This window comes from Streptomyces sp. NPDC037401, assembly GCF_055602345.1.
The window spans coordinates 1-26,158 of record NZ_JBVJWO010000017.1 but is presented as its reverse complement, the minus strand read 5'-3'; the positions used below and the strand labels follow the sequence as shown (position 1 = coordinate 26,158).

Here is a 26,158-nt window from a genome sequence, read left to right as displayed (position 1 = left end):
TCCGACATCCGGACTCTGGCGGCCTGGGGTCTAGACCGGCTCGGGGACGAACGGCAGGTAGTCCTCCTCGCCCGAGGGGATGACCGCGTAGCTGCCCTCGGGGAGCTCGTTCCACACTCCGTGCAGGTCGCCGAGGGGCTCGGAGACGATCAGGCGGGTGGCGTCCGAGACCCCCCGCAGGAACTCCAGCTCGGGGTGCAGCTGCCGTACCGTTTCCGCGCGCGTGCTGTAGAAGAGCGACCTGGACTTCCCGACGCTGGAGTAGCGGAACGCCCAGACGCGCTCGCCGTCGGAGACGGCGATGGTCATCTGCAGCGGGTTCGCCACCCCGTGCTCCTTGCCGAGACGTTCCACCAGGCCCGCCATCCGGGCCACCGCGCCCGGCACGTCCTGGTCGAGGCCGTAGGTGACCGCCAGATAGAACATCACCTCGGAGTCCGTGGACCCCTCGATCGCCGGGTAGATCGCCGGGTCCACGGCCATGCTGAGGTCCCGCCGCAGCCGGTGGAAGTCCGCGATGGCGCCGTTGTGCATCCACAGCCAGCGGCCGTGACGGAAGGGGTGGCAGTTGCTCTGCTGGATCGCCGTGCCCGTGGAGGCCCGGACGTGCGCGAAGAACAGGCGCGAGCGGACGTGGGCGGCGAGCTCCATCAGGTTGCGGTTGTTCCAGGCGGGCCCCACGTCCCGGAAGACCGCCGGGGTGCCGTCACCCTCGGCGCTGTACCAGCCGACGCCGAAGCCGTCGCCATTCGTGGCCTCTACACCCATCCTGGAGCGCAGGCTCTGGTCGATCAGCGAGTGCTCCGGACGGTAGAGGACCGAGTCGAGCAGGATCGGCGATCCCGAGTAGGCGAGCCAGCGGCACATGAGCGGTCATCCTTTCCCCGCCCCCGTACGAGGGTAGCTCCGGGCGCGGTCCCAGCAGCTCCGACAGCTCCGGGAGCCGGGGCGTGTCCGCAGATCACGGGGCCGCCGACCGGTCCGCGGCGCGTCATACGCCCTGAGCGGGGAAGGGAAGCAGGTATGCCGGAAGCGATCATTCCCTTCGTCCGCCTGCTCCGCCGCTACCGCGAGCCCGTGGCCGTCCAGGCCCTGCGCTCGACCGCCGCGGCCGTCCTGAGCTATGTCATCGCCCTGCAGCTCAGCAGCGAGCCGGCGCCCCTGACCGCGCCGCTGACCGCGCTGCTCGTCGTGCAGGTCACGCTCTACTCGACGCTCACCACGAGCGTGCGCCGGGTGAACTCGGTCATCGCCGGCGTGCTGATCGCGATCGGCTTCAGCGCGCTGGTCGGGCTCACCTGGTGGAGCCTCGGCCTCGTGATCCTCGCGTCGCTCGTCGTGGGGCACCTGGTGCGCGTCGACGAGTTCGTACCGGAGGTGGCCATCAGCGCCATGCTCGTCCTCGGGGTCACCCGCATCGCGGACACCGCCTGGGACCGGGTGCTGGAGACCCTGATCGGTGCCGCCGTCGGGCTGCTGGTCAACCTGCTCGTCGCGCCGCCGGTCTGGGTCGGGTCGGCCAGCAGCGCCATCGACGGGCTGGCCGGGCGCATGCGCGGACTGCTCGTCCACCTCGCCCGCACGCCCGAGGGGCATGCGCCCGCGGCCGTGGAGGATGCCGTCGCCCGCCTGCACGAGGCCCGGCGCCTCGACAACGACATCGCGCAGGTCGACGCCGCGCTGCGGCAGGCCGAGGACAGCCTGCGGCTCAACCCGAGGGTGAAGGAGGGCCTGCTCTTCCGCCTGCTGCTGCGCACCGGCCTCGACACCCTGGAGATCTGCGCGGTGGTGCTCCGCGTGTGCTGCCGCACCGTGACCGACCTCGCCACGGCCCGCCCGGACGGCCCGCTGTTCCCGCCCCCGGTCAAGGGCGTGCTGCGGGAGCTGTGCGACCACCTGGCCGTCGCCGTGGAGAGCTTCGCCCAGCTGATCACCGCGCAGGTCAGCGCCAATGCCGAGGAGGCCGAGGCCCGGCTGACGCGGGAGCTGGCCACGGCCCGCGCCAGCCGCGACCGCCTCGCGCCGCTGCTGCTGGAGCACGTACGGGCTCACCCCGCCCACTGGCAGCTGTACGGGGCCCTGCTCGCGGACCTCGACCGGGTGCTCGACGAGCTCAGCGTGGAGAAGCGCTCGCAGCGGCTGATGGAGGAGCTGGACCGGCACTCCCGCGCGCGCAGGGCCCGCCGACCCCGGCTGGAGCGCTTCACCGGCCGTCGCGCCCGCAAGTGAACTCGTGCGTATCGCACGGTCCATCGGTGACAGCTGTGACTGTCGCAGCCCCGAGGCCGCGTGACACCGTCGTGTTCGTCGCCGACCGAGGGAGCTGGGGTGAACAAGGGATACGCCGCCTTCTGCGACGCCGACCGCTGGTTCTACGACGCGCCGTACCGGCGTGCGGAGGGCGGCCGGTACGCCGCAGGGCTCGCACCCGCACCGCAGGGCTGGGGCTCGCACCGCAGCGGAGACTGGCTCGCACTGCGCCCCGCCGGGCTCGAACTGCCCTCCCAGGGCTGGAAGATCCACGTGTCGGCCACGCTCGACAACGCCGAGTCGGTCCTCGACCGGGTGTACGCGTACTGCCTGGAGCGGGGGATCGCGTTCAAGTTCGTACCGAGCAGGTACCTGCTGCACACCCGGAACGCCAAGTACGCCGACCGGGCCGGCAGCGGGAAGTTCCTCACCGTCTACCCCGCCGACGAGGAGCAGTGCCGCGCCGTCGCGGAGGACCTCGACCGGCTGCTCGCGGGCGAGGCCGGCCCCTACGTCCTCAGCGACCTGCGCTGGGGGAACGGGCCCGTGTACCTGCGCTGGGGCAGTTTCACCCTGCGCCACTGCTACGACGGCAACGGCGAGCTGTGTCCCGCGGTCGAGGACCCGGACGGGCGCCTGGTGCCCGACCTGCGCGGGCCGGTCTTCCGGTTGCCCGAGTGGGTGCCGCTCCCGGACTTCCTCGCGCCCCATCTCGACGCCCGCGCGGCGCTCACGCTGGCGGACATGCCGTACGCCGTCGAGAGCGCCCTGCACTTCTCCAACGGCGGGGGCGTCTATCTCGCCCGGGACGGCCGAACCGGCGAGCGCGTCGTACTCAAGGAGGGCCGGCCGCACGCCGGTCTCGCGGCGGACGGCGCCGACGCGGTGGCCCGGCTGCGGCGCGAGCAGACCGCCCTGGAGCTGCTGGCCGGCCTCGACTGCGTGCCTGCGGTACGCGGCGCGTTCACGGTCGGCGACCACCGCTTCCTGGCGCTGGAACACCTGGAAGGCAAGCCGCTCAACACCTACTTCGCCCGCAGACACCCGCTGATCGAGGCGGACCCGGACCCGGCCGCACTGCTCGCGTACACCGAGTGGGCCATGAAGATCCACGCGCAGGTGACGGAGGCGGTCGGGGCCGTGCACGCCCGCGGGGTGGTCTTCAACGACCTGCACCTCTTCAACATCATGGTGTCCGAGGACGAGACCGGCGAACCGTCCGTCGCCCTGCTGGACTTCGAGGCGGCCGCGCACGTCGACGAGGGACTGCGGCAGACCGTCGCCAACCCGGCGTTCGTCGCCCCGGCGGACCGGCGGGGGTTCGCGGTGGACCGGTACGCGCTGGCGTGCCTGCGGCTCGCCCTCTTCCTCCCGCTGACGAGCCTGCTGGCGCTGGACCGGGGGAAGGCGGCCCACCTGGCGGAGGTCGCGGCCGCGCAGTTCCCCGTACCGCGCCGCTATCTGGACGAGGCGGTCGAGGAGATCCTCGCCGGGCCCGATCCCGCATCGCAGCGCGGGCGGGTGGCCCGGCCCCCGGCGCCGTACCTCCCGGTGGAGCCGGGCGACTGGCCGGCGAGCCGCGCCTCGCTGACCGCCGCGCTGCGCGCCTCGGCCACACCGGAACGGGAGGATCGTTTCTTTCCCGGGGACGCCGCCCAGTTCGCCGGGCCGGCCGGGGGGCTGTGCTTCGGCTTCGGCGCCGCCGGGGTGCTCCACGCGCTGGCGGAGACGGGCGCGGAGCCCTGGCCCGAGGCGGAGGAATGGCTGCTGGCGCGCACGAAGGACCCCGCTTCCGGCACACCGCTCGGCTTCTACGACGGGCTGGCGGGCCTGGCGTGGACGCTGGACCGGCTGGGCCACCCCGGCCGGGCCCTCGAACTGGCCGAACTCGTCGTGCGCCAGCCCTGGCAGAACATCGGGCCCGATCTGCACGGCGGGCTCGCGGGGGTCGGCCTGGCCCTGGACGCGCTGGCCGCGTCCACGGGAGACGATGCGCTGCACGCCGCGGCGCGGCGCTGCGCCGAGCAGGTCGCGCTCACCGCTCCCGACCTCACCCGGGCCGGGCTGCTGCACGGTTCCTCGGGTCCCGCGCTGCTGTTCCTGCGGCTGTACGAGCGGACGGGCGAGCCGCGGCTGCGCGACCTCGCGGCCGATGCCCTGCGCCGCGACCTGTCCCACTGCGTGCCGAGCGTGTACGGCACGCTCCAGGTGAACGAGGGCCGGCGGACGATGCCCTACCTCGGAGCGGGCAGCGTCGGCATCGGAATGGTGCTCGACGACTACCTCGCACATGCCGCGGACGAGCAGTTCGAGGAGGCGCGCGGGCAGATCGTGCAGGCCGCGCAGGCGACGTTCTACGCGCAGCCCGGCCTCTTCCGCGGCGCCGCGGGCATGGTGCTGCACCTGGCCCGCACGACGGCACCCGGCCCGGGCACCGGGCCCGCCGACGTCGGGCGCCAGATCGACGCCCTCGCCCGGCACGCCGTGCCCTACCAGGAGCAACTGGCCTTCCCCGGCGAGCAGATGATGCGGCTGTCCATGGACCTGTCCACGGGGACGGCGGGCGTCCTGCTCGCACTCGGTGCGGCGGCGTCCGGCGGGCGCGCGCACCTGCCCTTCCTGCCGCCCCCCGGGCGGCCCCAGAGCCGGTCCCTGACGGGACCGTGACCCACCGCACCACCGGCACGAAGCGCACCACCCGCACCACCCGCGGTACCGATCCACGCCCATCCATGCGAAGTACCCATCGAAGAAACGGAGACGGACATGTCGCTTCTCGACCTGCAGTCGCTGGAGACGCCGAAGGAAGAGGCCACGGAGGCCACCGGCGGCGGTGGCGGCGGCAGCCGGGCCAGCCTGCTGCTCTGCGGCGACAGCAGCCTGAGCCTCACCACGTGTAACTGACCCGGGTAGGCACCCCGGCACTCCGGACCCGGGGGGGGGAGGAGGCCAGGGGCGGGCCACACCCCCCCCAGGACGGGACCGGGGGGGGACGACCACACCCCCCCCCCCCACCCCCTCCCCCCCCCACCCCCCCCCGTACCCCCCCCCCCCCCCCCCCCCCCCCTCCCCCCCCCCCCTCCCCCCCCCCTCCCCCCCCCCCCCCCCCCCGGTCCCGCACCACACCCTCCGGAGGACGTACCGGGATGACGACCCCCGACCTCACCCTCGCCGCGGCCGCCAGGCACAGCGCGGGCCGCACCACGGCCGCCTTCGTCTGCTCGGTGGCGGCGGCGGCCACCGCCCTCGTCGAACCGGCCGTCCTCGGCCACACCCTCGAACTGCTCCTGGCGCGCGACCGTGACGCCTCCGCCTGGGTCGCGCTCTGCACGGCGCTCGTGACGGCCGAGGTGTTCCTCGACTCCGGCACCACCGCGCTCTCCGGGACGATCGGCGCCCGCTCCACCGCCTGGCTGCGGCGCCGTGCACTGTCCCGGCTGCTCGGGTCCGCGCCGCACCACGCCGCCCGCTTCGCACCCGGGGACCTGACCGCCCGTATCACCGCCCACACCGCCGACGCCGCCACCGTGCCCGCGACGGCCGCGACCGGGCTGGCCGCACTGCTGCCGCCGCTGGGCGGGCTGATCGCCCTCTTCGTCATCGACGTCTGGACCGCGCTCGCCTTCCTGGCCGGACTGCCCCTGCTGCTGGTACTCCTGCGGGCCTTCGCCCGGGACTCCTCGGCGAGCGTCTCGTCCTACCAGCAGGCCCAACTGGGCATAGCCGAACGGCTCGTGGAGGCGATGGCCGGAGCCCGCACGATCGCCGCCGCCGGCACCGCCGACCGCGAGCGCCGGCGCATCCTGGCCGGACTCGGCCAACTCGCCGCCGAGGGACGGCGCATGTGGCGCGTCTACGGAGCAACGGTCGCGCGCAGCAGCGCCCTGATGCCGCTGCTGCTCTACGCGGTCCTCGCCGTGGCCGGGCTCCGGCTGGCCGCCGGCGCACTGGGGGTCGGCGACGTCCTCGCGGCCTTCCGGTACGCGGCGCTGGCAGCCGGCGTGGGCGCGGTGACCGGACAGCTCGGCGCCCTGGTCCGCGGCCGTGCGGCCGCCCGGCGTACGCACGAACTCCTCGACCTCCCCCAACTGAACCAGGGCACGGCCCAGTTGCCGGACGGGGGCCCGGGGACCCTGGAACTGCGCGGGGTCACGGTCGTGCGGGACGGGAAGGCCGTGCTGCACGGTGTGGACCTGCTGGTCCCCGGCGGGAGCACGGCCGCGGTGGTCGGCCGCTCCGGATCCGGCAAGTCGCTGCTCGCCGCCGTAGCGGGACGGCTCACCGCTCCCGACGAGGGCACGGTGCTGCTCGACGGCGTCCCGCTCGAGGCCCTCGCACCCGGCCCGCTGCGGAGCGAGGCCGGGTACGCCTTCGACCGGCCGGCCCTGTTCGGGGCGACCGTCGGCCAGGCGATCGCGTTCGGCGCCGGACCGCCCCCGGACGCCGCTGCGGTCCGGGCGGCGGCGCGGGCGGCCGGTGCCGACGCCTTCGTCCGCCGGCTTGCCGACGGCTACGGCACCCGGCAGGCGCAGGCCCCGCTGTCGGGCGGCGAGTACCAACGGCTCGGACTGGCACGGGCGTTCTGTCACGCGGGGCGGCTCCTGATCCTCGACGACGCACTGTCCGGCCTGGATACGGTGACCGCGCACGAGGTGGAGCGCGCCCTCGCCCGGGACGTGCGGCCCGGCACCCGGCTGGTGGTCGCCCACCGGGTCTCGTCCGCTGCCCGGGCGGGGATGGTGATCTGGCTGGACGAGGGCCGCGTCCGGGCCACCGGAACCCATCGCGAGCTGTGGGGGGACCCCGCCTACCGCGCCGTGTTCACGGACGCGGCGGGCGCCCCGGACGGTCCCCCCGCGGCCGCGGAGGCACCGCTGCGGCGGCAGGCGGCACGATGAGCTCCCTGCGCGCGGACGCGGCGAAGGCCCACGCCGCGACCGGGGCCGGGGAGGGGCCCCCGGAGCGGGGAGCGCTGCGCCGGGTGGCGCCCGAGGCGCGCCGCTTCCTGCGGGGGCGCGGACGCACGGTCGCGGTGCTGGGCGGCTGGTCGCTCCTGGAGTCCGCCCACACCTTCCTGGGCGGATACGGGGTGGCCCGCGCGCTCGACGACGGATTCCTGGCCGGCCGGACCGGTACCGGACTCGCCTGGCTGGCGCTCGCCGGAGCGGCGGCGCTGCTGGGCGGCTTCGCGCTGCGCGGAGTGTTCGGCGCACTCGCGGGTCTGGTGGAGCCGCTGCGGGACGGTCTGGTGCGGCGGGCGGTGACGCGGGCGCTGGACGCGGCGGTGGCCGATCCGGCGCGCGCTGACTCGCGCGCAGTCTCACGCGTGACACAACAGTGTGAAATGGCACGCGATTCCTTCGCCGGACTGGTCCTGACGGCCCGTTCCTTCCTGTTCACCGCCGCCGGGGCGCTGCTGGGCATGGCCGCCCTCGCACCGCTCCTCCTGGCCGTCGTCCTGCCGCCGCTGCTGCTGGGGCTCGGCGTCTTCCTGGCCACGCTGGCCCCGATGGCCCGGGTCCAGCGGGCCTTCCTCGACACCGACGAGGAACTGTCCGCCCGGGTCGGGGCGCTGGGCGCCGGACTGCGCGACGTCGTCGCGTGCGGCGGGGAGCGGGCGGCAGGGGCCGGAGTGCGGTCGCTGATCACCTCCGAGGAACGTCTCTCCCGGGCGCTGGCCCGCTGGGCGGCCGTACGGACGCTGGCGCTCGGCCTGGCCGGCCGGCTGCCGGTGGCGGCCCTGCTGGCGGCCACGCCGTGGCTGCTGGCACGCGGGGTCACGGCGGGGACCCTGGTCGGCGCGCTGACGTACCTCATGCAGTCCCTGCTGCCCGCGCTGCACCAGCTGATGACGGCGCTGGGCGCGGCCGGGACCCGGCTGCTGGTGGTCCTGGAGCGGTTCTGCGACCCCGTACCGGCACCGCCGCCGCCCACGCCCCGCGAGCCCGCACCAGCAATCCGGACACCCGGGACGCGCAAAGCACCCGAGACGCCCGGGGCACCCGGCGCGCGCGAGACCCCCGCGGCCGAGCTGCGCGGCGTGGGTTTCGCGTACGGGCCCCGGGCGCGGCCGGTACTGGACGGGCTCGACCTCACGGTCCGGCACGGCGAGCACCTGGCGGTCGTCGGCCCCAGCGGCATCGGCAAGTCCACGCTCACCGCGCTGCTCGCGGGGATGCTAGCGCCGGACCGGGGCTCGGTCCTCGTCGCCGGCACTCCGGCCCTGCGGCCCGCCCGTACCGGCGGCCCCGCCGTACCCGACCCGCGCCGCACCCTGCTCCCCCAGCAGGCGTACGTCTTCACCGGAACCGTTCGCGAGAACCTGCTGCACCTGCATCCCGAGGCCACGGACGACCTGCTGCAGCGGACCCTGGCGGCGCTGGACCTCGGGGAGCTGGTCGGCCGGCTCGGCGGCCTGGACGCGGCGCTGGAGCCCGCGCGGCTGTCGCAGGGCGAGCGGCAACGGCTCGCGCTCGCCGCCGCCCACCTCTCCCCCGCTCCCCTGCTGCTGCTCGACGAGGCCACCTGCCACCTGGACCCGGACACCGAGGCGCGGGCCGAGCGGGCGCTCGCCGCCCGGCCCGGCACCCTGATCGTCGTGGCGCACCGCATCTCGTCGGCGGCCCGCGCGGACCGGGTGCTGGTGCTGGACGGGACCCGCGCGGTCTGCGGCACCCACGAGGACCTGCCCGGCCGCTCCCCGCTCTACCGGGACCTGGCCGGCCTGTGGGAGGCCCGCGAAGGCCGGTGACCGTGCGCCGCGCCGGCGCCGGGGTGCGAGGGCGGCCCGCTCACACCCACCCCGAGCGCCGCGAGATCCGGATCGCGTCGACGCGGTTGCGGGCGCCGGTCTTGCGGGTGACGGCGGCCAGGTAGTTGCGCACGGTGCCGCTGGCGAGGTGCAGCGCGCGGGCGATCTCGGCGATGGAGTCGCCTTCCGCGGCGCGGGCCAGCACGCTGAGCTCGCGCGGGCTCAGCGGCATGTGGTCGACCTCCATGAGCGCGGAGGCGAGCGAGGCGTCCACGAACCGCTCCCCTTCCGCGACCCGCTGGATGGCCCGGACGAGGCGTCCCGGCGAGCCGTCCTTGTCGACGTACCCCCGGGCCTTGGCGTCGAAGGCCTTGCGCAGGGAGCCGGGCGCGTTCGCGGTGGCCAGGACGAGGAGGGCGGGGGCGGGGCGGCGGCCGAAGACGTTCCGGCCGGGCCCGCCGTGCTCGCCCGCCAGCACCGCCACCGCCTCCGGACAGTCGACGTCCACCACGCAGACGTCGGGTTGTAAGGACTCCGCATGGCGTTTTGCCGTACGCCAGCCCGCCGACGAGACGTCGAAGGACGGTTCGGCTCTCAGCAGTGCGGCCAGGGCGGACCTGACCAGGTTGACGCTGTGCAGCACGAGAACGCTCGTCATCGCGTTTCCCTCCGGGCTCGGACTCGGACTCGACTGCATCCGGGTGCCCACGCTCACGCGTGGCGGAACGTACGGACGGGAGCGCAGGGGGCGCACGGAGTCCGCTTCCGGCCAAGGTCCACGCAGCACGGATCCGGCGGGGTTGCGGCCCGTGACGCCGTGCGGTCCGCGGCTCAGGCGTAGGTGACCGTGACGTGCCGGTAGCCGAGGGAGCGGAGCAGGCCCTCGAGCATGGCGGTGGTGTTCTTCTCGGCGCGCCGGGTGAGGCCGCTCTCGCGTGCCGCGCCGGAGATGTGCTGGACAGCGAGCTTCTGGACGGCCTGCTCACCGGCGGGATTGCCGGAGAAGAGGTCGCCCAGCCGGTCGAGCAGGCCGCGCTGTTTGGACACGGCGTACGAACGGCCCGGGTCGAGTGCGGGGGCGCCGAGGGTGGCGTGCGGCAGCCGCAGTACGGCCTCGGTGCGGTCGGCGTTCACGGTGAGGTCTTCCGCGCCGATCCGGCCGAAATCGACGTACGCACCGACCGTTCCGGCGCCGACGTACAGGGTGCGGGTGCCGCGGATGGCGTCGGGCAGCAGCTTGGCGTCCTTCTCCAGGTCGACCACGACCTGGAAGTTCCCGACGGCTCCCTCGTAACGGCTCATGTTCTGGATCGACTCGAGGACGGCGGGGCCGGAGCGGTCGCGGGTCTCGTCGCCGAAGAGCCCGCCGAGGCCGGGGAGCAGGCTGAGGCGACCGGCGAGGACGAGGAACGCGGCCAGCGCCACGAGGACGGCGGCCGCCGTCACCGTCCGGCGGGAGAGGCTCCTCCCCGACTCCTTTGCCCGTGAAGGTGGTTGCGTGGAAGTCTCCATACCGTGCGGATGCCCCGGGGGCCTGCGCCGAACCCGTTCGGGCCAGCGCCCGCTTCCGCAGCCGCCGCCCCGGGTAGTGCGGGTGCGTGACCTACGTACACCCCGGCGAGGAGTACTCGCGCGACAGCCGGTACCTCACCACCCGGATCACGGCCGACGGGCGCGACGGGTTCCCCGTGGAACCCGGCCGCTACCGGCTGGTGGTCAGCCGGGCCTGCCCGTGGGCGAGCCGGGCGGTGATCGTACGCCGCCTCCTCGGGCTGGAGGAGGCGCTGCCGATGGCCGTCGCCGGACCGGTGCACGACGAGCGCAGCTGGACCTTCGACCTCGACCCGGGCGGGCGGGACCCGGTGCTGGGCTACGAGCGGCTCCAGGAGGCGTACTTCGCCCGCGATCCCGGCTACGACCGGGGCATCACGGTGCCGGCGGTCGTCGACGTGCCGACCGGCCGGGTGGTCACGAACGACTTCCCGCGGATCACGCTCGACATGTCTCTGGAGTGGACGCCGTACCACCGGGAGGGGGCACCGGAGCTCTACCCGCCCGCGCTGCGGCCGGCGATCGACGCGGTGAACGACATCGTGTACGCGGACGTGAACAACGGCGTGTACCGGGCGGGGTTCGCCGGGTCCCAGGAGTCGTACGCACGGGCGTACGGGCGGCTGTTCGCCCGGCTCGACTGGCTGTCGCAGCGGCTCGCGACCTCGCGCTACCTCGTCGGCAACACGGTCACCGAGGCGGACGTACGGCTGTTCACCACGCTCGTGCGCTTCGACGCCGTCTACCACGGCCACTTCAAGTGCAACCGGAACAAGCTGACCGAGATGCCGGTGCTGTGGGCGTACGCGCGCGACCTGTTCCAGACGCCCGGGTTCGGCGACACGGTCGACTTCGACCACATCAAACGGCACTACTACCTCGTGCACTCCGACATCAACCCGACCGCGATCGTGCCGTCGGGACCGGACCTGTCGGGGTGGCTCGCGCCGCACGGCCGCGCCGCGCTGGGCGGGCGGCCGTTCGGCGACGGCACGCCCCCCGGGCCGGTGGACCCCGCGGAGGCCGTACCGGCGGACCACGGTCCCGGGGCGGCGTGAGGCGCGTCAGACGACCGGACCGCCGAACGGGCCCATCCCGCCGTAGTACTTGCTGATCGCCAGCCGGTAGTCCGGGTCGCGCAGGTGGTTGTCGCGGTGGAATTCCGGAGCCGCCTTGATCTGGTCCTTGGTCCGGTCGACGTGGACCGTCCTTGCCTCCCGGTCCACCCCGGTGATGGTCCCGGCGGGGATCAGCACCTCCTTGCCGAAGATCCACACTCCGGTGTCGACCACGAGATAGGCGTCGGCTACCTCGCTCGAATGCCGGTCGACCTTGCCGATGTGCCCGTCGGCGGCTTCCACGCGGAACCCGGTCAGGTCCTCGCCCGTCGGGTGGACGATGCCGGAACGGTAAACCCACATGTCGTCGGTCATGTCACAACTCCTCTGTTTCGGCTCTACGGCAGAACACTTGCGTAAACGTCCGCTCAGACGGCGGCGGGCGGCGCTTCGGCGGTCCGACCCGGCAGATGGGAGCAGAGCCCGCCCGCGGTGGCCGTCGGAATGCGCAGCCGGCGCAGGAGGTCGCGGGTGGCGCGCAGCGTGAGCGTGCTGTGCCAGGCGATGTCCGGGTGGCAGGACCTCAGGTGCGACAGGGCCCTGGTGCCCAGGCCGGTGTCGCGCAGGCGACGGTCGATGTCGACGCCGGTGATCACTCCCTCGCCGCAGCGCGTGCAGATCCGGTAGTGGACCTGGCCGACGACCTTGCGGATGTGGACGAGCAGGAGGCATTCCTCGCCGGGGCCGGGATCGCCGGGGATGTGGGCGGGCAGGAAGTCGACCGCCCGGTAGGCGAAGATCCTGCGGCGCATCCGGCCGGTGGTCCGCCCGCGGCGGGAGTGCCTCGCATGTCGTCGGTGCATGAAGGTGCGTGTGCCCGGAAGGCTGCCGTTGATGCGGCAGGTCGTGCACGAATGCGGGCGAATGCGGGTGAATGAGGCCACATCCCACAGTGCCGGCCGGCCGGGAGATCCCCGGTCGGCCGGCGCTGGGATCCTTCGCGGCGCGGTCAGTTCCGCCGTGCCCGCCGTACCACGACGGCGGTGAGGGCCGCGGCGCCCACGAGCAGCGCGGCGGGGTGACGGCGCACGGTCTGCGCCGCACGGCGGGTCGTGCGGCGCGCCGGTTCGGGCGTGCTGTCGTGGAGTCTCGCAGCGGCGCCGGAGGCCGCTGCCGCGACCTGTTTTCCGGCGTGCACGGCCTTGTCCCGTACGGGCTCGGGAATCCGGGCCGTCAATTCGTTCGGCTTCTTCAGCTGATCGGTCATGGGTGTGCCTTTCCTTTTCCTTGACGTCGGCCGCGGAATTCGGCGGCCGCGGAAGTTCGGCGGCTCCGCTACCACCGGTACCAGCGGCCGCTGCCACCGGCCGGGCGGGCGACGAAGCCGAGCAGCCAGAGGACCAGGACCGCGATGGCGATCCACCAGAGGATCTTTGCCGCGAAGCCCAGGCCGAAGAGAAGCAGGACCAGGAGAAGGACGAGAAGCAGGGGGACCATGGATATCAACCTCCGAAGCACCGCTTGCCCTGGAATTCCGCAGCGACACGCACGACTGCGGATTCCACGGGCCCTCTACGGGCCTTCGTCGTACGTCCCCGCCTCCACTTCGAGCGCGAGCTGCTGGAGGACTTCGAGCGAGGAGACGTCCGTACGGCCGTCGTCGTGCACCATGGCCAGGCTCGTGAAGGCGAGGCTGAAACCGGAGACCATCGTGTGCAGGGCCGGACCGAGGGCCGCTGCGACCAGGCGGGCCACCTGCTGGGGGGAGGAATCGGCCGGGACGCTGATCGACGGCAGCATCTCGTTCAGCAGGTGCGTGACGATCCCCGCTGCCGCGCCGTCGTCGCCGTCGTCCGCCTCGTCCGCTTCCACCGCCCGGCGGATCTCCTGGGCTTCGGTGAGAATGCCGATGACTCGCTTGAGCACCTCTGCGCGTTCCATGGTCGGAGGGTAGCCCCGGGACCGGCCGGCCGATCCGGATCGCGCAGGAGGACCCGGGTCCCGCCCCGGGTCGTCCCCGGCCGGTACCCAGGTCCTCGGTGGCTCCTGCGCGCCGGGCTCAGCGGTCCCGCATGCGCCCGACCGCCTTCAGGGTCCGGACCGCCGTGCCCGCGAGGTGCGGGCGGTCGCGTACGAAGCGGCGGGCGGCGCGGACCGGTTCGCGGCTGAGCCAGTGCAGCGCGGCCCCCGGCCCGGGCCGGACGAGGGCTCCCTCGTGCACGGTCAGCTCCCTCGTCATCAGGGTGTTCTTGTACGCCGCCTCGCCCCGTCCGAGGTCGAGCAAGCCGATCCCGGCGGCCGCCGCAGCCTCGATCATCCGCAGGTAGAGGACGAGACCGGGTGAGAACTTGCCGAACGCCGGTTCGTAGGCGGGGAACCAGCAGGACAGGACGGTGCGCGAGCGGAGGCCGAAGTGCGCGGCGACGGGCCTGTCGGCCGCGTAGAGCACCGAGAGCAGGCCCGAGCAGTCGGGTGCGGTGGTGTCGGCGAGCTCGCGCACCAGGCCGGAGATCCACTCCTGGGCGAACCGGTCGCGCCGGCCCGTACGGCGGTACTGGGCGGACTTCCACCCCATGAGCGTGCGCAGGACCTCCGGATCGCGTTCGTCGAACACGAACCTCAGGGGGCCGACGTTCCGGCTCAGTCGGCGCTCCTGCGCGCGCGTGGACTTCAGGAACTTCCGCGACCGTGCGCGCAGCAGGTTCTCGTAGCCCGCGAAGCCGTCCGCGACGTCGATGACGGGCGACGCGAACTGCTCGACGGCATACGGGATGAAGAGGTCCTGGCCGTGTTCCAGGTGGTTGAACTCCCACACGCTCAGGGAGCAGGCGTGCAGCAGGCCCTGGGGGTCGAGGCGCACGTCGGGGCGCAGGACGGCGCCCTGGCAGTCGGAGACGCCCAGTCCGATCGCGCGGCCGCGGCCCCAGCGGTCGCGTTCGAACGGGAAGAAGCCGGCCGGCTCGCCGCCCTGGTGCACCACCGCGACCCTGGTGCCGGGCCGGACGCGGCCGACCGCCCGGCAGAACTGCGGGCTCATGAAGGGGTTGGCCACGGGCGCCGTCGCCGTCCGCAACTCGCTCCACAGGTCCAGGTCGCGGGGCGTCATGTCGCCGGGGTGCATCACGTCGATGCGGCTGTCGTTCACTCGGGCTCCTGGTGTGGCAACGGGGCTCACGCGGACAGACCGGTGCACCGGCCCGTACGCGTGGTGTGGCGCGGGCAGCCGGAGGGGCTGCCGGGCGCGTGGACGCCGGGGTGCCGTACGCCGCCGCCCGGTGAAGCGTCAGACGGCGGCGTACGGCTGTACCCGCGGGGGCCCACGGCGCACCACCGTGTCGGCGAGGAGCACTTCGCAGGGGAACACGTCGCCCTGGCTTCGGCGGAGCCAGACGGACCGCCCGGTGTCCCGTGAGCCGGTCGGGACGCTGCACGGGTGGAAGAGCCCGCGCAGGCGTACGGCCAAGGAGTCCAGCTCCTCCTGTACCGCGGTGAACAGGCAGGCGCAGGCGCGGTCGGCCGCGTGCAGGACCCCGGCCACGACGGGAGTCACGACGGGATAGGAGACGCCCCACGAACCCTCGAGGGACGAGGTGGCCCAGGAGACGTCCCCCTCGGCGAGGTGGACGAAGCACCAGCAGGCGGCGGCCTGGGCGACCACCATGGCGGCGAGGTCGTCCCTGAGCGAGCCCGGGCTCCCGGCCCGGGTGAGGGCGCCGGCGATCAGTCCCAGTGCGGCGAGCAGGCACCAGGTCGTGCTGGACGTGCCTCCGAGGACCAGGTGGTGGCCGACGGCTGCCAGTACCGTCGCGAGGAGGACGGACGAGGCAGCCCGTGCCGCTCCTCCGCCGGCCGCCGGAACGAGGCGGGAGAGGCGGGAAGGCGGAGCCGGGGGAGGAAGGACAGAGCACGCCGTCATGACGAGGTCCATCCTCGGCGAGGAGACGGGGCCTCCACCGCCGAATGAGGAGGCTCGCCCATCCGAACCTTCGAGCTAGAGGGCCTCCTTACGGGTGGGTGAAGAGGCGGCGGCGATGGGGTGGCCGTCCTCGTACGCCGGGGCGGGCTCCCGCGTCGTCCCGCCCCGCGCGTACCGCCGTACGTTCCGGTCCCCGGGTCCTGAGCCGGGTCCCGCCAGGGGTGTGTGAACCGTTTCGGCCGCCGGTTCGCACCCGGAACCGGAAGCTCCTCAAGCGTGCGGGTAGCCTGCTTGGCATTTGTCGGTCGGCCGCAGACGGCCGCTGTCGTGGCTCCGGCCGTGGCGGCCGCTGCCTGGAGCGAGTGAGGCGGGGGACGATGGCGAAGCATGCGGAAGCTGCTGCCGAGGGACCTGGAGCGGCCGTGGGCGAGCAGGATCTGCGGCAGTTGCTCGCGGGTTTGACGGCCGTCCGGGACGGCGACTTCGGCATCCGGCTCCCGGACGGGTCCGAGGGGCTGCTCGGAGAGATCGCCACCGTCTTCAACGGCATGCTCGACCAGCTGTCGCTCGTCACCTCCGAAGTGACCCGGGTGGCCCGCGAGGTGGGCACCGAGGGCACGCTCGGCGGGCAGGCGCGCGTCCCCGGCGTTTCCGGTACGTGGGCCGACCTGACCGACTCGGTGAACGCGATGGCGGGGAACCTCACGACGCAGGTGCGGGACATCGCGCAGGTGGCGACCGCGGTGGCGCGCGGAGACCTGTCGCAGAAGATCGACGTGGCGGCCAAGGGCGAGATCCTGGAGCTGAAGGAGACCGTCAACACGATGGTCGACCAGCTCTCCTCCTTCGCGGACGAGGTCACCCGGGTGGCCCGCGAGGTGGGCAGCGAGGGCCGGCTCGGCGGCCAGGCCGACGTCAAGGGCGTCTCCGGCACCTGGCGCGACCTGACCCATTCGGTCAACTTCATGGCGGGCAACCTCACCGACCAGGTCCGCAACATCGCCCAGGTGACGACGGCCGTCGCCAAGGGCGACCTGTCGCAGAAGATCACCGTCGACGCCCGCGGAGAGATCCTCGAGCTCAAGAACACCATCAACACGATGGTCGACCAGCTCTCCTCCTTCGCCGACGAAGTCACCCGCATGGCCCGCGAGGTGGGCAGCGAGGGCCGGCTCGGCGGCCAGGCCGACGTCAAGGGCGTCTCCGGCACCTGGCGCGACCTCACGGGCTCCGTCAACTCCATGGCCGACAACCTCACCGACCAGGTCCGCTCGATCGCGCAGGTCGCCACGGCCGTCGCGAAGGGCGACCTGTCGCAGAAGATCACCGTCGACGCCCGCGGAGAGATCCTCGAGCTGAAGGAGACCATCAACACGATGGTCGACCAGCTCTCCTCCTTCGCGGACGAAGTCACCCGCGTGGCCCGCGAGGTGGGGACCGAGGGCCGGCTCGGCGGCCAGGCGCGCGTCCCCAACGTGGCCGGCACGTGGAAGGACCTGACCGACAACGTCAACTCGATGGCGAACAACCTGACCGGACAGGTCCGCAACATCGCCCTGGTCACCACCGCCGTCGCCAACGGCGACCTGTCGAAGAAGATCGACGTCGACGCCCGCGGAGAGATCCTCGAACTCAAGACGACCATCAACACGATGGTCGACCAGCTCTCCTCCTTCGCCGCGGAAGTGACCCGCGTGGCCCGGGAGGTGGGAAGCGAGGGCCGGCTCGGCGGCCAGGCCGAGGTGGAGGGCGTGTCCGGCACCTGGAAGCGGCTGACGGAGAACGTCAACGAGCTGGCCGGCAACCTGACCCGGCAGGTGCGGGCCATCGGCGAGGTCGCCAGCGCCGTGGCCGAGGGCGACCTGACCCGCTCCATCACCGTGGACGCGTCGGGCGAGGTCGCCGAACTCAAGGACAACATCAACTCGATGGTCGGCTCCCTGCGCGAGACGACGCGGGCCAACCAGGAGCAGGACTGGCTCAAGTCGAACCTCGCCCGCTTCTCCGGCCTGATGCAGGGCCGGCGCGACCTGGCCGTGGTCGCCGAGCTCGTCATGGACGAGCTCGCCCCGCTGGTCGACGCGGGATACGGCGGCTTCTACCTCGCCGAGGAGACGGACGGGGCCACCTGGCTGACGCTGCTGGGCTCGTACGGGCGCCCTACGGATTCCCCCGACCCCGTCCGCTTCCGGCTCGGCGTCTCGCTGGTCGGCCAGGCGGCCCGCAGCCGGCGCGTCATCGCCACCGACAACGTGCCCGCCGGGTACCTCATCTCCTCGGGACTGGGCGAGGCGGCCCCGGCGAGCCTGATCGTGCTGCCGATCAGCGTGGAGGACCAGGTGCTCGGCGTGATCGAGCTGGCGGCGTTCACGCCGTTCACCTCCGTCCACCGGGACTTCCTGGAACAGCTGATGGAGACCATCGGCGCCAACGTCAGCACCATCATCGCCAACGCGCGCACCGACGAGCTGCTCGGCGAGTCCCAGCGCCTGACCGCCGAACTGCAGGCCCGGTCGGCGGAGTTGCAGATCCAGCAGGACGAACTCCAGCGTTCCAACGCCGAACTGGAGGAGAAGGCGGCGCTGCTGGCCTCGCAGAACAAGGACATCGAGACGAAGAACCTGGAGATCGAGCAGGCCCGTCAGGCGCTGGAGGAGCGCGCCCAGCAGCTGTCCCTCGCCTCGAAGTACAAGTCGGAGTTCCTGGCCAACATGAGCCACGAACTGCGCACTCCCCTCAACAGCCTGCTGATCCTGGCCCAGTTGCTCACGCAGAACCCGACGCGCAACCTGACCCCGAAGCAGGTCGAGTACGCCGGCATCATCCACTCCGCCGGCTCGGACCTGCTCCAGCTGATCAACGACATCCTGGACCTGTCCAAGGTCGAGGCCGGGAAGATGGACATCCACCCCGAGCGCGTGCCGCTGCGGCAGCTGCTCGACTACGTGGACGCCACCTTCCGCCCGCTGACCGGGCAGAAGAGCCTCGACTTCGAGATCTCGACCGCGCCCGGCGCCCCCGTCGACCTGCTCACGGACGACTCCCGGCTGCGGCAGGTCCTGCGCAACCTGCTGTCCAATGCCGTGAAGTTCACGGAGACGGGCCGGGTGGAGCTGCGCATCGAGCCCGCGGGCGCCGAGGAGCTGCCCGCCGGTGCGCAGGCAGGGGCCATGGTCGCCTTCCGGGTCAAGGACACCGGCATCGGCATCCCCGAACAGCAGCTGGAGACGATCTTCGCGGCGTTCCAGCAGGCGGACGGCACCACGAGCCGCAAGTACGGCGGAACCGGCCTGGGCCTGTCCATCAGCCGGGAGATCGCCCACCTCCTGGGCGGTGCCGTCACCGCCGGCAGCGTGGTGGGCGAAGGGTCCACCTTCACGCTCTACCTGCCGCTCACCGGGCCGGATCTCGCCGACCGGCCGCTCACGCCCCGCGTGCCCGCGCAGGCAGCGCCGCCCGCCGAGGCGGCGTCCGGGCAGCCGGAGCGGACCGCTGCGGCGGGCCCGCACCGGCGGCGGCTGCTCGTCATCGAGGAGCGGGCCAACGGCCTGCTGACCCTCGTCGCCGAGAGCGCCGCCAAGGACCTGACGGCGGGCAGGGCGCCGATGAGCTCCGACGACACCGTCGAAGTGGTCACCGCCGTCAGCCCCGAGGAGGCGGCCGCCGCCCTGGCGACCGACGCCGTGCACTGCATCGTGCTGGAACTGGGGCTGCCCGACAGCGCGGCCGACGACTTCCTGGAGGCGCTCGACGGGGACGCGGCCCTGTCGGGCCTGCCGGTGCTGGCCCACGAGAGCCGGCGGATGCCTCCGGCGCAGGAGGAGAGACTCCGGCGGCGGTCGACCAGCCAGCCCCTGGAAGTCATCTCCAGCCTGGACGAGCTGCGCGAACGGATCGCGCTGCACCTCACGGCGGACCAGCCCGGTGACGTGCTCCCCCTGGTGCGGGCCGACGAGCACGTGGCCGACCGGCACCGACCGGTCGACGAGGGCCTCGCGGGGCGCACCGTGCTCGTCGTCGACGACGACGCCCGCAACCTGTACGCGATCAGCGGCATCCTCGAACTGCACGGCGTCCGGGTCGTCCACGCGGAGAACGGCCTCAAGGGCATCGAGGCCCTGACGGCGACTCCCGCGATCGACCTGATCCTGATGGACGTGATGATGCCGGAGATGGACGGCTACACCGCGACCGCGCAGATCCGCAGCATGCCGCAGTACGCGGAGCTGCCGATCCTGACCGTGACCGCGAAGGCCATGCCGGGCGACCGCGAGAAGAGCTTCGCGGCGGGTGCCAGCGACTACGTCACCAAGCCGGTCGACGCCGGTGACCTCATCGCCCGCGTACGGCGGTGGCTCGTGCCGTAGGCGGTCCGGGCGCCGGGCGCCCACCGCCGCACCTGCCCGCCACACCCAAGGAGCCGGACCTCACGGTGAACAACTCCCAGCACTCGACAGGCCCGTACGACGCGGCCCGCGCGACCGGGCCCGCACTCGCGGGCGGCAGCGCAGGACCGCGCCCCTTCGTTCCCGCCCCCGCCCCCGCGACCGGCTCTCCGCCCGCCGGGGACGCCGCCGGGCAGGGGCAGGCGGCCGGCGCGGGCCTGCACGGCCCGGCCGGACGGCTCGCCGCCACCGTGTCGCGGCTGCGCGACGAGGTGCGCGCCGCACAGGAGGCTTTCGACGGCCGCGCGCTGGTCGAGATGGCCAAGGGCGTCCTCGTCGGACAGCTCGGCTGCAGCCCGACCGCCGCCGCCCAGCAGCTGACCTCGCTCGCGCAGCAGTCGCAGATCTCCCTGCTCGAGCTGTCGGTCGAGGTGATCAACCAGGCGGCGCGCGACCACGTCAGCGAGGTCGCCGAGGAGTTCCTGAAGCTGACCTCGCAGGACCGGCCCGGTCCCGGCGACGCGGACGGCACCAGCCGCTCGGCAGGGGCCACGGCGGTGCGGCTGCGCAGCGCCGAGAGCCGGCTGCTGGCCTCTTCCGACACCCAGTCGGTGGCGGCGGCCCTGCTGGAGACCGCCCTGCGGCCGCTGGGGGCGGCCGGGGTGGCGGTGTGGGTGGCGGGTCCGGACTCGTCGTTCACGCTGGCGGCCCAGGCCGGTTTCAGCGAGGAGGAGGCGGCCCGTTGGCGCTACGTACCACCGGAGGTGGCCACGTTCGGGCGGCTGGCGCTGACCGATCGCGGCCCGGCGTTCGTCTCGCGGCTGTCGGATGCCGGGCTTCCCTCGATCGGCCGGCAGCGGTACCCCGACGGCGGCCGGATCGCCGTGCCGGCCGGTACCGGCGGGCGCATCCAGGGCGTGGTGGAGGTGGTCTGGCCGCATCCGCTGGCACCCCAGCCGCACCAGGTCGTCCGGCAGATCGAGGCCCTCGCCGAACTGTGCGCCCACACGCTGGAGCACCCGGGGGCTGCGGACGAGGCCCCCGGGCCGCGGAACCGGCCCCCGCTGGCGGGTGCCGCAGAGCTCGTCGACCTGGCGGACAACCTGCACGATCCGGCGCTGATCCTGGCGCCCTACCGCGACTCGGCGGGCCGGCTGGCCGACTTCCGCATCCACCACGTCAACGCGCGGTTCGCCGACCCGGCCGGCCGGCCGCGCAGCTCGGTCAACGGCAGCCTCTTCCTGGAGGCCTATCCGCTGGCCGCGGACGACAACGGCCTCTTCGACAAGATCGAGCGGGTCCACGCGACCGGCGAGGCGTTCCGCACCCAGCGGCTGGCGCTGACCGCCATCGTGGACGAGGTTCCGCTGACGGCGGTCGCGGACGTCAGCATCAGCCGGCACGGCGACGCGGTGCTACTCATCTGGCGGATCGAGGACGAGGCGGCACGGCTGGCCAACCTGCTCCAGCACGCCCAGCGGCTGGGCCGCATCGGCGGCTTCGAGGAGAACGTCACCACCGGGCAGATCACCTGGAACGGCCAGCTGTTCGCGCTGTACGGGCTGCCCGGCGGCGCAGCGCCGGTGCCGCTGGAGCAACTGCCGCTCCACGCCCACCCGGACGACTCGATCGTCCTCAGCCGCTTCCTGCGCACCGTGCTGCACCACCACCGCGAGGCGGCTCTCGACTTCCGGCTGCAGCGCCCGGACGGCATCACCCGCCACATACGCGTCGTCGCCGAACCGGTCCTGGACGCGCAGGGTTCCCTGCACGCCATCCGGGGGGCGTACCAGGACATCTCATCCCAGCACTGGACGGAGGTCGCGCTCGCCGCGACCCGCGACCAGCTGGCCCACTCCGAGGCGGAATCCGCCGAGCAGGCTCGTCTCACGCTGCACCTGCAGCAGGCGATCATGCCGGCGGCCGAGCCCCTGGAGCTGCCCGGAATCCGCATCGCGGTGCGCTACCGGCCGGCCGAGTCGGAGGCGCTCGTCGGCGGCGACTGGTACGACGCGGTCGTCCTGCCCGACGATCGGATCCTGCTGTGCGTGGGCGACATCGCGGGTCATGGCATCGAGGCGGCGACCAGCATGGTCGTCCTCCGCAACGCGCTGCGGGGGCTCGCGGTCACCGGGGCGGGGCCCGCGCAGCTGCTGTCCTGGCTCAACGTCGTCGCCCACCACCTGACGGACCAGGTGACGGCGACCGCGGTCTGCGGGATCTACGACCCCGCCACGCGGTTGCTGCGCTGGGCCCGGGCCGGACACCTGCCCCCCGTGCTGATCCGCAAGGACGACGCGGAGGCCTTCCCTCTCCTGCCGGGGCTGCTGCTCGGCGCGCTTCCCGACGCGGCGTTCGAGGAGGGCGAGGCACTGCTGGAGCCCGAGGACACGCTGCTGATGTACACCGACGGGCTGGTGGAGCGGCGGGACGCCAGTGTCACGGACTCGCTGAACCAGCTGATCGCCCTGGCCGGGAAGCACGCGCCCAGTCTGGAGACCCGGCTCGACCGGCTCCTGACGCACAGCAGGTCCGACACGGACGACGACACGTGCCTCATCGGCGTCCAGGTCGTGTGAGGAGTTCCGGCGGGCCCCGGGGTCGGGCCCGGAGCCGGGATCAGTCGGAGCGCCGGGATCGGTCCGGGCTCGGCGCCGCGGCCCGGCCGTGCGCGGGCGGCGGCGGGCCGTTGCCCGTGCCGGGCCAGGTGACGGTCGCCGTGATCTGCTTGCCCTCGGGGCCCGCGCACACCTCGACGCGGGAGGTCAGGCGCTGGATCAGCGGCCAGCCGAACCCGCCGGGCTGCCAGGCGGGGGACGAGGCGTCGACGGGGGCGTCCGGGCTGCCGTCACCGACCGCCACGGTGACGCTCCGTCCGGATGCGGCCAGCCGGAAGCCCGTCACCCCGCCGGCGTGGCGCTGGGCGTTGGTGACCAGCTCGGTGACGACGAGCAGCAGCGCGTCGGCCTCGGCTCCGCCCGCCAGGCCGCGGGCGGCCAGGAAGTCGCGTACCTGCGCGCGCGCCGTCGCAGCCGTCGGCCCTCCCGGTGCCGCAGCCGGCGTCACCTTCGGAGCCTTCTCCATCCCCGCACACCTTTCCCGCCGCGCAGACCTGGTCCTGATCCAGCCTACGGCGTGGAACCACGGTGGGGTCAGGGGCATTCGGCACACCTCCGGCACGCGCCGGCTCCTCTCCCCCCGCGCTCCGGGGTGTTCCGTACGTCCGTCCCGCAGGTCCCTCGCGTACGTCCGTCGCACGCGTGTCGTCCCGCGCGTCCGTGGCTCGTATGGCCGGAACACGCGCTCCGAAACCCGTTCGTGCGGGCCTGCGCGCGGTGGATGTCCCCGGTCGCACGGGGTACACGAGGTGTGACGATGTCAGGCGAAGGGCCAGGTGAGGGCATTGGCAGTGCGCGCGGTGGGCTGGGCCCACTCGTTTCCGGTGGCGAACGGCGTACGGGCGGCCCGTGAGTGGACCGCCGAGCACCTGTCGGCCCTGGCCTGGACCCGCGGGGCCCCGGACACGGCCCACTCCGTCCTGCTGACGGTGTCCGAGCTGGTGACCAACGCCCACGTGCACGCGGCGAGCACGGCCCATCTGGTCCTCACGTGGGACGGCTGCTGCCTGCACGTGAGCGTCGCGGACTCCGATCCCCGGCTGCCGCGGCCGCGGGAGGCGGACGCGGGGGCGACGTCGGGGCGCGGCCTGGGGATCGTCGACGCGCTCGCGGACGCGGTCGACGTGCATTCCTTCCACGGCGGCAAGGCGATCACCGCGTGTTTCCGCCCGCCCGGAGCGGCCGATCCGCACGGCGGGACGCCGTGACGGGCGCGGGCCCGGCGGGCGGAGTCACCGGTCGCGGGGTGCGGGCACGGCCGGTGACGTGGCGATGCGCGGCAGGGCGTACGGGTGCTTCTCGGCGAGCCAGGCGACCAGTTGCTCGCGCACGGCGCAGCGGGCGGTCCACAGGTCGTCGGCGTCCTTCGCGGTGACGATCGCCCGGACGAGGACGGTGGTGGGGGTGGTGTCGGTGACCGCGAGGTCCCAGCCGCGGCCGTCCCAGGCCTCGCAGCCGTCCAGGATCTCCCTGAGCTTGTCGCGCATCAGGCCGAAGGGGGCGGCGTGGTCGCAGTGGAGGAAGACCGTGCCGGTCATCTGGATGCCGCCGCGCGACCAGTTCTCGAAGGGGCGCGAGGTGAAGTAGGAGACGGGCATGGTGATCCGGCGCTCGTCCCAGGTGCGGACGGCCAGGAAGGTGAGCGTCACTTCTTCGACCACGCCCCACTCTCCGTCGACGACGACGGTGTCGCCGATGCGCACCATGTCGCCGAACGCGATCTGGAACCCGGCGAAGAGGTTGCCGAGGGTGGACTGCGCGGCCACGCCGGCAACGACGCCGATGATGCCGGCCGAGGCGAGCAGGGAGGTGCCGACGGCGCGGAAGTCGGGGAAGGTGAGCAGCATCGCGGCTGCCGCGACGACGGCGACGACGGCGGTGACGATCCGCATGATGAGCGTCACCTGCGTACGGACCCGCCGGACCCGGGACGGGTCGCGGCTGCCGGTCGCGTACCGGGCGTAGGAGGACTCCACCACGGCGGACGTGACGTGGACGACCAGCCACGCGCTCGCGCCGATCAGAGTGAGTGACAGGCCCCGGCCCACGGCCTGTTCGTGCTCCCGCAGCGGCTCCCACGCGATCTGCCGGTACGACGCGCGGAGCAGCACCGCCAGCAGGAGCACGCGCACCGACCAGCCGCAACGGCGCAGCAGGCTCCACAGGGGCGTTTCGGGGTGTCGGGCGTCGGCGCGCCGCAGCAGGAGGTCGGCGAGCCAGCCGACGGTGAGGGTGAGGAGGACCGAGCCGCCCATGACGGTCAGCAGGCGGAGAAGGCTGTTCATGACACCTCGCATGGTCGGTAAGGGAACGGGATCCGTGCGCGGGTGCCCGACGAGCCTGCGGGCAAACGGAAGTCGGCGGCGGGGCCGCAGGGAGGCGGCGCCCTCGCCGTCCCGCTCCCGTTTTCCGTCTCACATCGCGGACAACTGGCGCCCCTAGTGACCGATTTAGCGCATATATGGCGATATCTGCACGTGGCCTGGGTCACCCGTGGGCAAGGAATCGGCGGGGAGCCGTGTAGGCACCCGGATGGGGGGCAGGGGGCTCGGGAAGCCATTCATCGCCGGGAGGAAAGGCCTGACCATGACCCGCTCCGCAGCAGTTGCCCCGACCGTCCGACCGACCGAGGCCGAGGCCGCCCCGGAAGCGTGCCCCGCAGCAGCGGGGGCCGCCGGCCTGCCCGGAGAACTGCCGAAGATCACCGAGGCCCGTGAGATGGCCCCGGCCGACGCGCGGGAGCTGTCGAAGACGTTCTTGCTGCGGCTGCGCTCCCTGGAGGAGGGCACCCGCGAGTACCAGTACGTCCGCAACACCCTGGTGGAGATGAACATCTCGCTGGTCCACTACGCGGCGCGGCGCTTCCGGGCGCGCACCGCCGGCGGCCGGGCGGAGATGGACGACATCATCCAGGTGGGCACGATCGGCCTGATCAAGGCGATCGACCGGTTCGACACCGACCGCGGCGTCGAATTCGTCACCCTCGCCGTACCGTTCATCACCGGCGAGATCAAGCGGTACTTCCGCGACACCACGTGGGCCGTGCACGTGCCGCGCCGGCTCCAGGAGCTGCGCGTCGAACTGGCCAAGAGCCAGCAGTCGCTGACCGACCTGTTCGGCCGGGCGCCCACCGTCAAGGAGCTCGCCGAAGACCTGGGCCTCACCACGGAGGAGGTACTGGAAGGCCTGGTCGCCGCCAACGGCTACGCCACGGACTCGCTCGACGCGAACGCCGACTCCGCGGAGCACGCGGCGCCGTCGCGCTCCCGCGGCCGCTCCCTCGCGGACACGATCGGCGAAGTGGATCCCGCCATGGAGCTCTTCGAGGAGTTCCACACCCTCGCGCCGCTGCTCGCAGAGCTCGACGAGCGCGACCGTCGCATCCTGCGGATGAGGTTCGGGGAGGAGAAGACGCAGGCCGAGATCGGGGCGGTGCTCGGCATCTCCCAGATGCAGGTCTCCCGGCTGCTCTCCCGCACCCTGGTGCGGCTGCGGGGCGGCATGCTGGCATCGTGACCACAGGCGGGCACCGGGCCCGGGGGGGGGGGGGGGGGGGGGGGGGGGGGGGGGGGGGGGGGGGGGGGGGGGGGGGGGGGGGGGGGGGGGGGGGGGGGGGGGGGGGGGGGGGG

Annotated in this window: 22 protein-coding genes; 10 read left to right on the top strand and 12 right to left on the bottom strand. The window is 73.4% G+C overall.

Annotation, left to right across the window (positions count from 1 at the left end; all coding sequences use genetic code 11):
• Positions 1-30: 30 nt before the first annotated feature.
• On the bottom strand, positions 31-867 hold the full coding sequence (locus ACZ7H1_RS19860; protein ID WP_470788257.1) for a class II glutamine amidotransferase: 837 nt from the start codon (positions 865-867) through the stop codon (positions 31-33).
• 156 nt (positions 868-1,023) lie between these two features.
• Here ACZ7H1_RS19860 and ACZ7H1_RS19855 point away from each other — a divergent pair, with 156 nt between their 5' ends.
• The 5 genes from ACZ7H1_RS19855 (at position 1,024) to ACZ7H1_RS19835 (ending at position 9,001) form a co-directional block, all read left to right on the top strand.
• Entirely contained in the window at positions 1,024-2,229 is a 1,206-nt protein-coding gene (locus tag ACZ7H1_RS19855) for an FUSC family protein (RefSeq protein ID WP_470788255.1), read from the top strand.
• Positions 2,230-2,328: 99 nt separating this feature from the next.
• Positions 2,329-4,917, top strand: a complete 2,589-nt coding sequence (lanKC, locus tag ACZ7H1_RS19850; RefSeq protein WP_470788254.1) for a class III lanthionine synthetase LanKC — start codon at positions 2,329-2,331, stop codon at positions 4,915-4,917.
• Positions 4,918-5,016: 99 nt separating this feature from the next.
• Positions 5,017-5,154 (top strand): SapB/AmfS family lanthipeptide, encoded by a 138-nt coding sequence (locus ACZ7H1_RS19845; protein ID WP_470788253.1) that lies wholly within the window; start codon positions 5,017-5,019, stop codon positions 5,152-5,154.
• Positions 5,155-5,396: 242 nt separating this feature from the next.
• The gene (locus tag ACZ7H1_RS19840; protein WP_470788252.1) at positions 5,397-7,148 is read left to right on the top strand and encodes an ABC transporter transmembrane domain-containing protein; all 1,752 of its coding nucleotides are present in this window, start codon (positions 5,397-5,399) and stop codon (positions 7,146-7,148) included.
• Entirely contained in the window at positions 7,145-9,001 is a 1,857-nt protein-coding gene (locus ACZ7H1_RS19835) for an ATP-binding cassette domain-containing protein (RefSeq protein ID WP_470788251.1), read from the top strand. The genes ACZ7H1_RS19840 and ACZ7H1_RS19835 overlap by 4 nt, the downstream gene beginning before the upstream one ends.
• Before the next feature lie 40 nt (positions 9,002-9,041).
• Here the strand turns inward: ACZ7H1_RS19835 and ACZ7H1_RS19830 are convergent, their stop codons facing one another.
• Together ACZ7H1_RS19830 and ACZ7H1_RS19825 are read right to left on the bottom strand one after the other, a co-directional pair.
• Positions 9,042-9,659 (bottom strand): response regulator transcription factor, encoded by a 618-nt coding sequence (locus ACZ7H1_RS19830; protein WP_470788249.1) that lies wholly within the window; start codon positions 9,657-9,659, stop codon positions 9,042-9,044.
• Positions 9,660-9,832: 173 nt separating this feature from the next.
• Complete coding sequence (locus tag ACZ7H1_RS19825; RefSeq protein ID WP_470788247.1) at positions 9,833-10,513, bottom strand: DUF4230 domain-containing protein; 681 nt, start codon at positions 10,511-10,513, stop codon at positions 9,833-9,835.
• A gap of 86 nt (positions 10,514-10,599) precedes the next feature.
• On the opposite strand from ACZ7H1_RS19825, the gene ACZ7H1_RS19820 reads away from it, so the two are divergent.
• Positions 10,600-11,610: a glutathione S-transferase family protein gene (locus tag ACZ7H1_RS19820; protein WP_470788245.1), complete on the top strand. Its 1,011-nt coding sequence runs from the start codon at positions 10,600-10,602 to the stop codon at positions 11,608-11,610.
• A 6-nt stretch (positions 11,611-11,616) separates the two neighbouring features.
• On the opposite strand, the gene ACZ7H1_RS19815 is transcribed toward ACZ7H1_RS19820, so the two are convergent.
• From ACZ7H1_RS19815 to ACZ7H1_RS19785, 7 genes are all read right to left on the bottom strand, one after another.
• On the bottom strand, positions 11,617-11,985 hold the full coding sequence (locus ACZ7H1_RS19815) for a PRC-barrel domain containing protein (RefSeq protein ID WP_470788244.1): 369 nt from the start codon (positions 11,983-11,985) through the stop codon (positions 11,617-11,619).
• 53 nt (positions 11,986-12,038) lie between these two features.
• Positions 12,039-12,422 carry a hypothetical protein gene (locus tag ACZ7H1_RS19810; protein ID WP_470788242.1) on the bottom strand — a complete coding sequence of 128 codons (384 nt, stop codon included), beginning with the start codon at positions 12,420-12,422 and terminating at the stop codon, positions 12,039-12,041.
• A 197-nt stretch (positions 12,423-12,619) separates the two neighbouring features.
• Positions 12,620-12,877: a hypothetical protein gene (locus ACZ7H1_RS19805; RefSeq protein WP_470788241.1), complete on the bottom strand. Its 258-nt coding sequence runs from the start codon at positions 12,875-12,877 to the stop codon at positions 12,620-12,622.
• A gap of 68 nt (positions 12,878-12,945) precedes the next feature.
• Positions 12,946-13,107 (bottom strand): hydrophobic protein, encoded by a 162-nt coding sequence (locus tag ACZ7H1_RS19800; protein WP_470788239.1) that lies wholly within the window; start codon positions 13,105-13,107, stop codon positions 12,946-12,948.
• Positions 13,108-13,182: 75 nt separating this feature from the next.
• Positions 13,183-13,551 (bottom strand): hypothetical protein, encoded by a 369-nt coding sequence (locus ACZ7H1_RS19795; RefSeq protein WP_470788237.1) that lies wholly within the window; start codon positions 13,549-13,551, stop codon positions 13,183-13,185.
• A 118-nt stretch (positions 13,552-13,669) separates the two neighbouring features.
• Positions 13,670-14,755: a GNAT family N-acetyltransferase gene (locus ACZ7H1_RS19790; protein WP_470788236.1), complete on the bottom strand. Its 1,086-nt coding sequence runs from the start codon at positions 14,753-14,755 to the stop codon at positions 13,670-13,672.
• A gap of 138 nt (positions 14,756-14,893) precedes the next feature.
• Positions 14,894-15,526, bottom strand: coding sequence for a hypothetical protein (locus tag ACZ7H1_RS19785; protein WP_470788235.1), 633 nt, complete (start codon positions 15,524-15,526; stop codon positions 14,894-14,896).
• Between the two features lie 377 nt (positions 15,527-15,903).
• On the opposite strand from ACZ7H1_RS19785, the gene ACZ7H1_RS19780 reads away from it, so the two are divergent.
• Entirely contained in the window at positions 15,904-19,893 is a 3,990-nt protein-coding gene (locus ACZ7H1_RS19780) for a HAMP domain-containing protein (protein WP_470788233.1), read from the top strand.
• A gap of 65 nt (positions 19,894-19,958) precedes the next feature.
• Positions 19,959-22,490 carry a SpoIIE family protein phosphatase gene (locus ACZ7H1_RS19775; RefSeq protein WP_470788231.1) on the top strand — a complete coding sequence of 844 codons (2,532 nt, stop codon included), beginning with the start codon at positions 19,959-19,961 and terminating at the stop codon, positions 22,488-22,490.
• 40 nt (positions 22,491-22,530) lie between these two features.
• Here the strand turns inward: ACZ7H1_RS19775 and ACZ7H1_RS19770 are convergent, their stop codons facing one another.
• Positions 22,531-22,995 (bottom strand): ATP-binding protein, encoded by a 465-nt coding sequence (locus tag ACZ7H1_RS19770; protein ID WP_470788229.1) that lies wholly within the window; start codon positions 22,993-22,995, stop codon positions 22,531-22,533.
• Between the two features lie 319 nt (positions 22,996-23,314).
• Between ACZ7H1_RS19770 and ACZ7H1_RS19765 the strand changes: the two genes are divergently transcribed.
• The gene (locus ACZ7H1_RS19765; RefSeq protein ID WP_470788227.1) at positions 23,315-23,737 is read left to right on the top strand and encodes an ATP-binding protein; all 423 of its coding nucleotides are present in this window, start codon (positions 23,315-23,317) and stop codon (positions 23,735-23,737) included.
• Positions 23,738-23,761: 24 nt separating this feature from the next.
• On the opposite strand, the gene ACZ7H1_RS19760 is transcribed toward ACZ7H1_RS19765, so the two are convergent.
• The gene (locus ACZ7H1_RS19760; RefSeq protein WP_470788225.1) at positions 23,762-24,814 is read right to left on the bottom strand and encodes a mechanosensitive ion channel family protein; all 1,053 of its coding nucleotides are present in this window, start codon (positions 24,812-24,814) and stop codon (positions 23,762-23,764) included.
• Between the two features lie 301 nt (positions 24,815-25,115).
• On the opposite strand from ACZ7H1_RS19760, the gene ACZ7H1_RS19755 reads away from it, so the two are divergent.
• Positions 25,116-26,045 carry a SigB/SigF/SigG family RNA polymerase sigma factor gene (locus ACZ7H1_RS19755; protein ID WP_470788224.1) on the top strand — a complete coding sequence of 310 codons (930 nt, stop codon included), beginning with the start codon at positions 25,116-25,118 and terminating at the stop codon, positions 26,043-26,045.
• Positions 26,046-26,158 lie beyond the last annotated feature (113 nt).

What these genes read in the sequence shown, in the direction of transcription:
- ACZ7H1_RS19815 (WP_470788244.1), bottom strand. Translation starts at nt 11,985, where the DNA reads ATGACCGACGACATGTGGGTTTACCGTTCCGGCATCGTCCACCCGACG.
- ACZ7H1_RS19840 (WP_470788252.1), top strand. Translation starts at nt 5,397, where the DNA reads ATGACGACCCCCGACCTCACCCTCGCCGCGGCCGCCAGGCACAGCGCG.
- ACZ7H1_RS19845 (WP_470788253.1), top strand. Translation starts at nt 5,017, where the DNA reads ATGTCGCTTCTCGACCTGCAGTCGCTGGAGACGCCGAAGGAAGAGGCC.
- ACZ7H1_RS19810 (WP_470788242.1), bottom strand. Translation starts at nt 12,422, where the DNA reads ATGCGCCGCAGGATCTTCGCCTACCGGGCGGTCGACTTCCTGCCCGCC.
- ACZ7H1_RS19770 (WP_470788229.1), bottom strand. Translation starts at nt 22,995, where the DNA reads ATGGAGAAGGCTCCGAAGGTGACGCCGGCTGCGGCACCGGGAGGGCCG.
- ACZ7H1_RS19825 (WP_470788247.1), bottom strand. Translation starts at nt 10,513, where the DNA reads ATGGAGACTTCCACGCAACCACCTTCACGGGCAAAGGAGTCGGGGAGG.
- ACZ7H1_RS19795 (WP_470788237.1), bottom strand. Translation starts at nt 13,551, where the DNA reads ATGGAACGCGCAGAGGTGCTCAAGCGAGTCATCGGCATTCTCACCGAA.
- ACZ7H1_RS19805 (WP_470788241.1), bottom strand. Translation starts at nt 12,877, where the DNA reads ATGACCGATCAGCTGAAGAAGCCGAACGAATTGACGGCCCGGATTCCC.
- ACZ7H1_RS19835 (WP_470788251.1), top strand. Translation starts at nt 7,145, where the DNA reads ATGAGCTCCCTGCGCGCGGACGCGGCGAAGGCCCACGCCGCGACCGGG.
- ACZ7H1_RS19780 (WP_470788233.1), top strand. Translation starts at nt 15,904, where the DNA reads ATGGCGAAGCATGCGGAAGCTGCTGCCGAGGGACCTGGAGCGGCCGTG.
- ACZ7H1_RS19830 (WP_470788249.1), bottom strand. Translation starts at nt 9,659, where the DNA reads ATGACGAGCGTTCTCGTGCTGCACAGCGTCAACCTGGTCAGGTCCGCC.
- ACZ7H1_RS19855 (WP_470788255.1), top strand. Translation starts at nt 1,024, where the DNA reads ATGCCGGAAGCGATCATTCCCTTCGTCCGCCTGCTCCGCCGCTACCGC.
- ACZ7H1_RS19800 (WP_470788239.1), bottom strand. Translation starts at nt 13,107, where the DNA reads ATGGTCCCCCTGCTTCTCGTCCTTCTCCTGGTCCTGCTTCTCTTCGGC.
- ACZ7H1_RS19860 (WP_470788257.1), bottom strand. Translation starts at nt 867, where the DNA reads ATGTGCCGCTGGCTCGCCTACTCGGGATCGCCGATCCTGCTCGACTCG.
- ACZ7H1_RS19785 (WP_470788235.1), bottom strand. Translation starts at nt 15,526, where the DNA reads ATGACGGCGTGCTCTGTCCTTCCTCCCCCGGCTCCGCCTTCCCGCCTC.
- ACZ7H1_RS19760 (WP_470788225.1), bottom strand. Translation starts at nt 24,814, where the DNA reads ATGAACAGCCTTCTCCGCCTGCTGACCGTCATGGGCGGCTCGGTCCTC.
- ACZ7H1_RS19755 (WP_470788224.1), top strand. Translation starts at nt 25,116, where the DNA reads ATGACCCGCTCCGCAGCAGTTGCCCCGACCGTCCGACCGACCGAGGCC.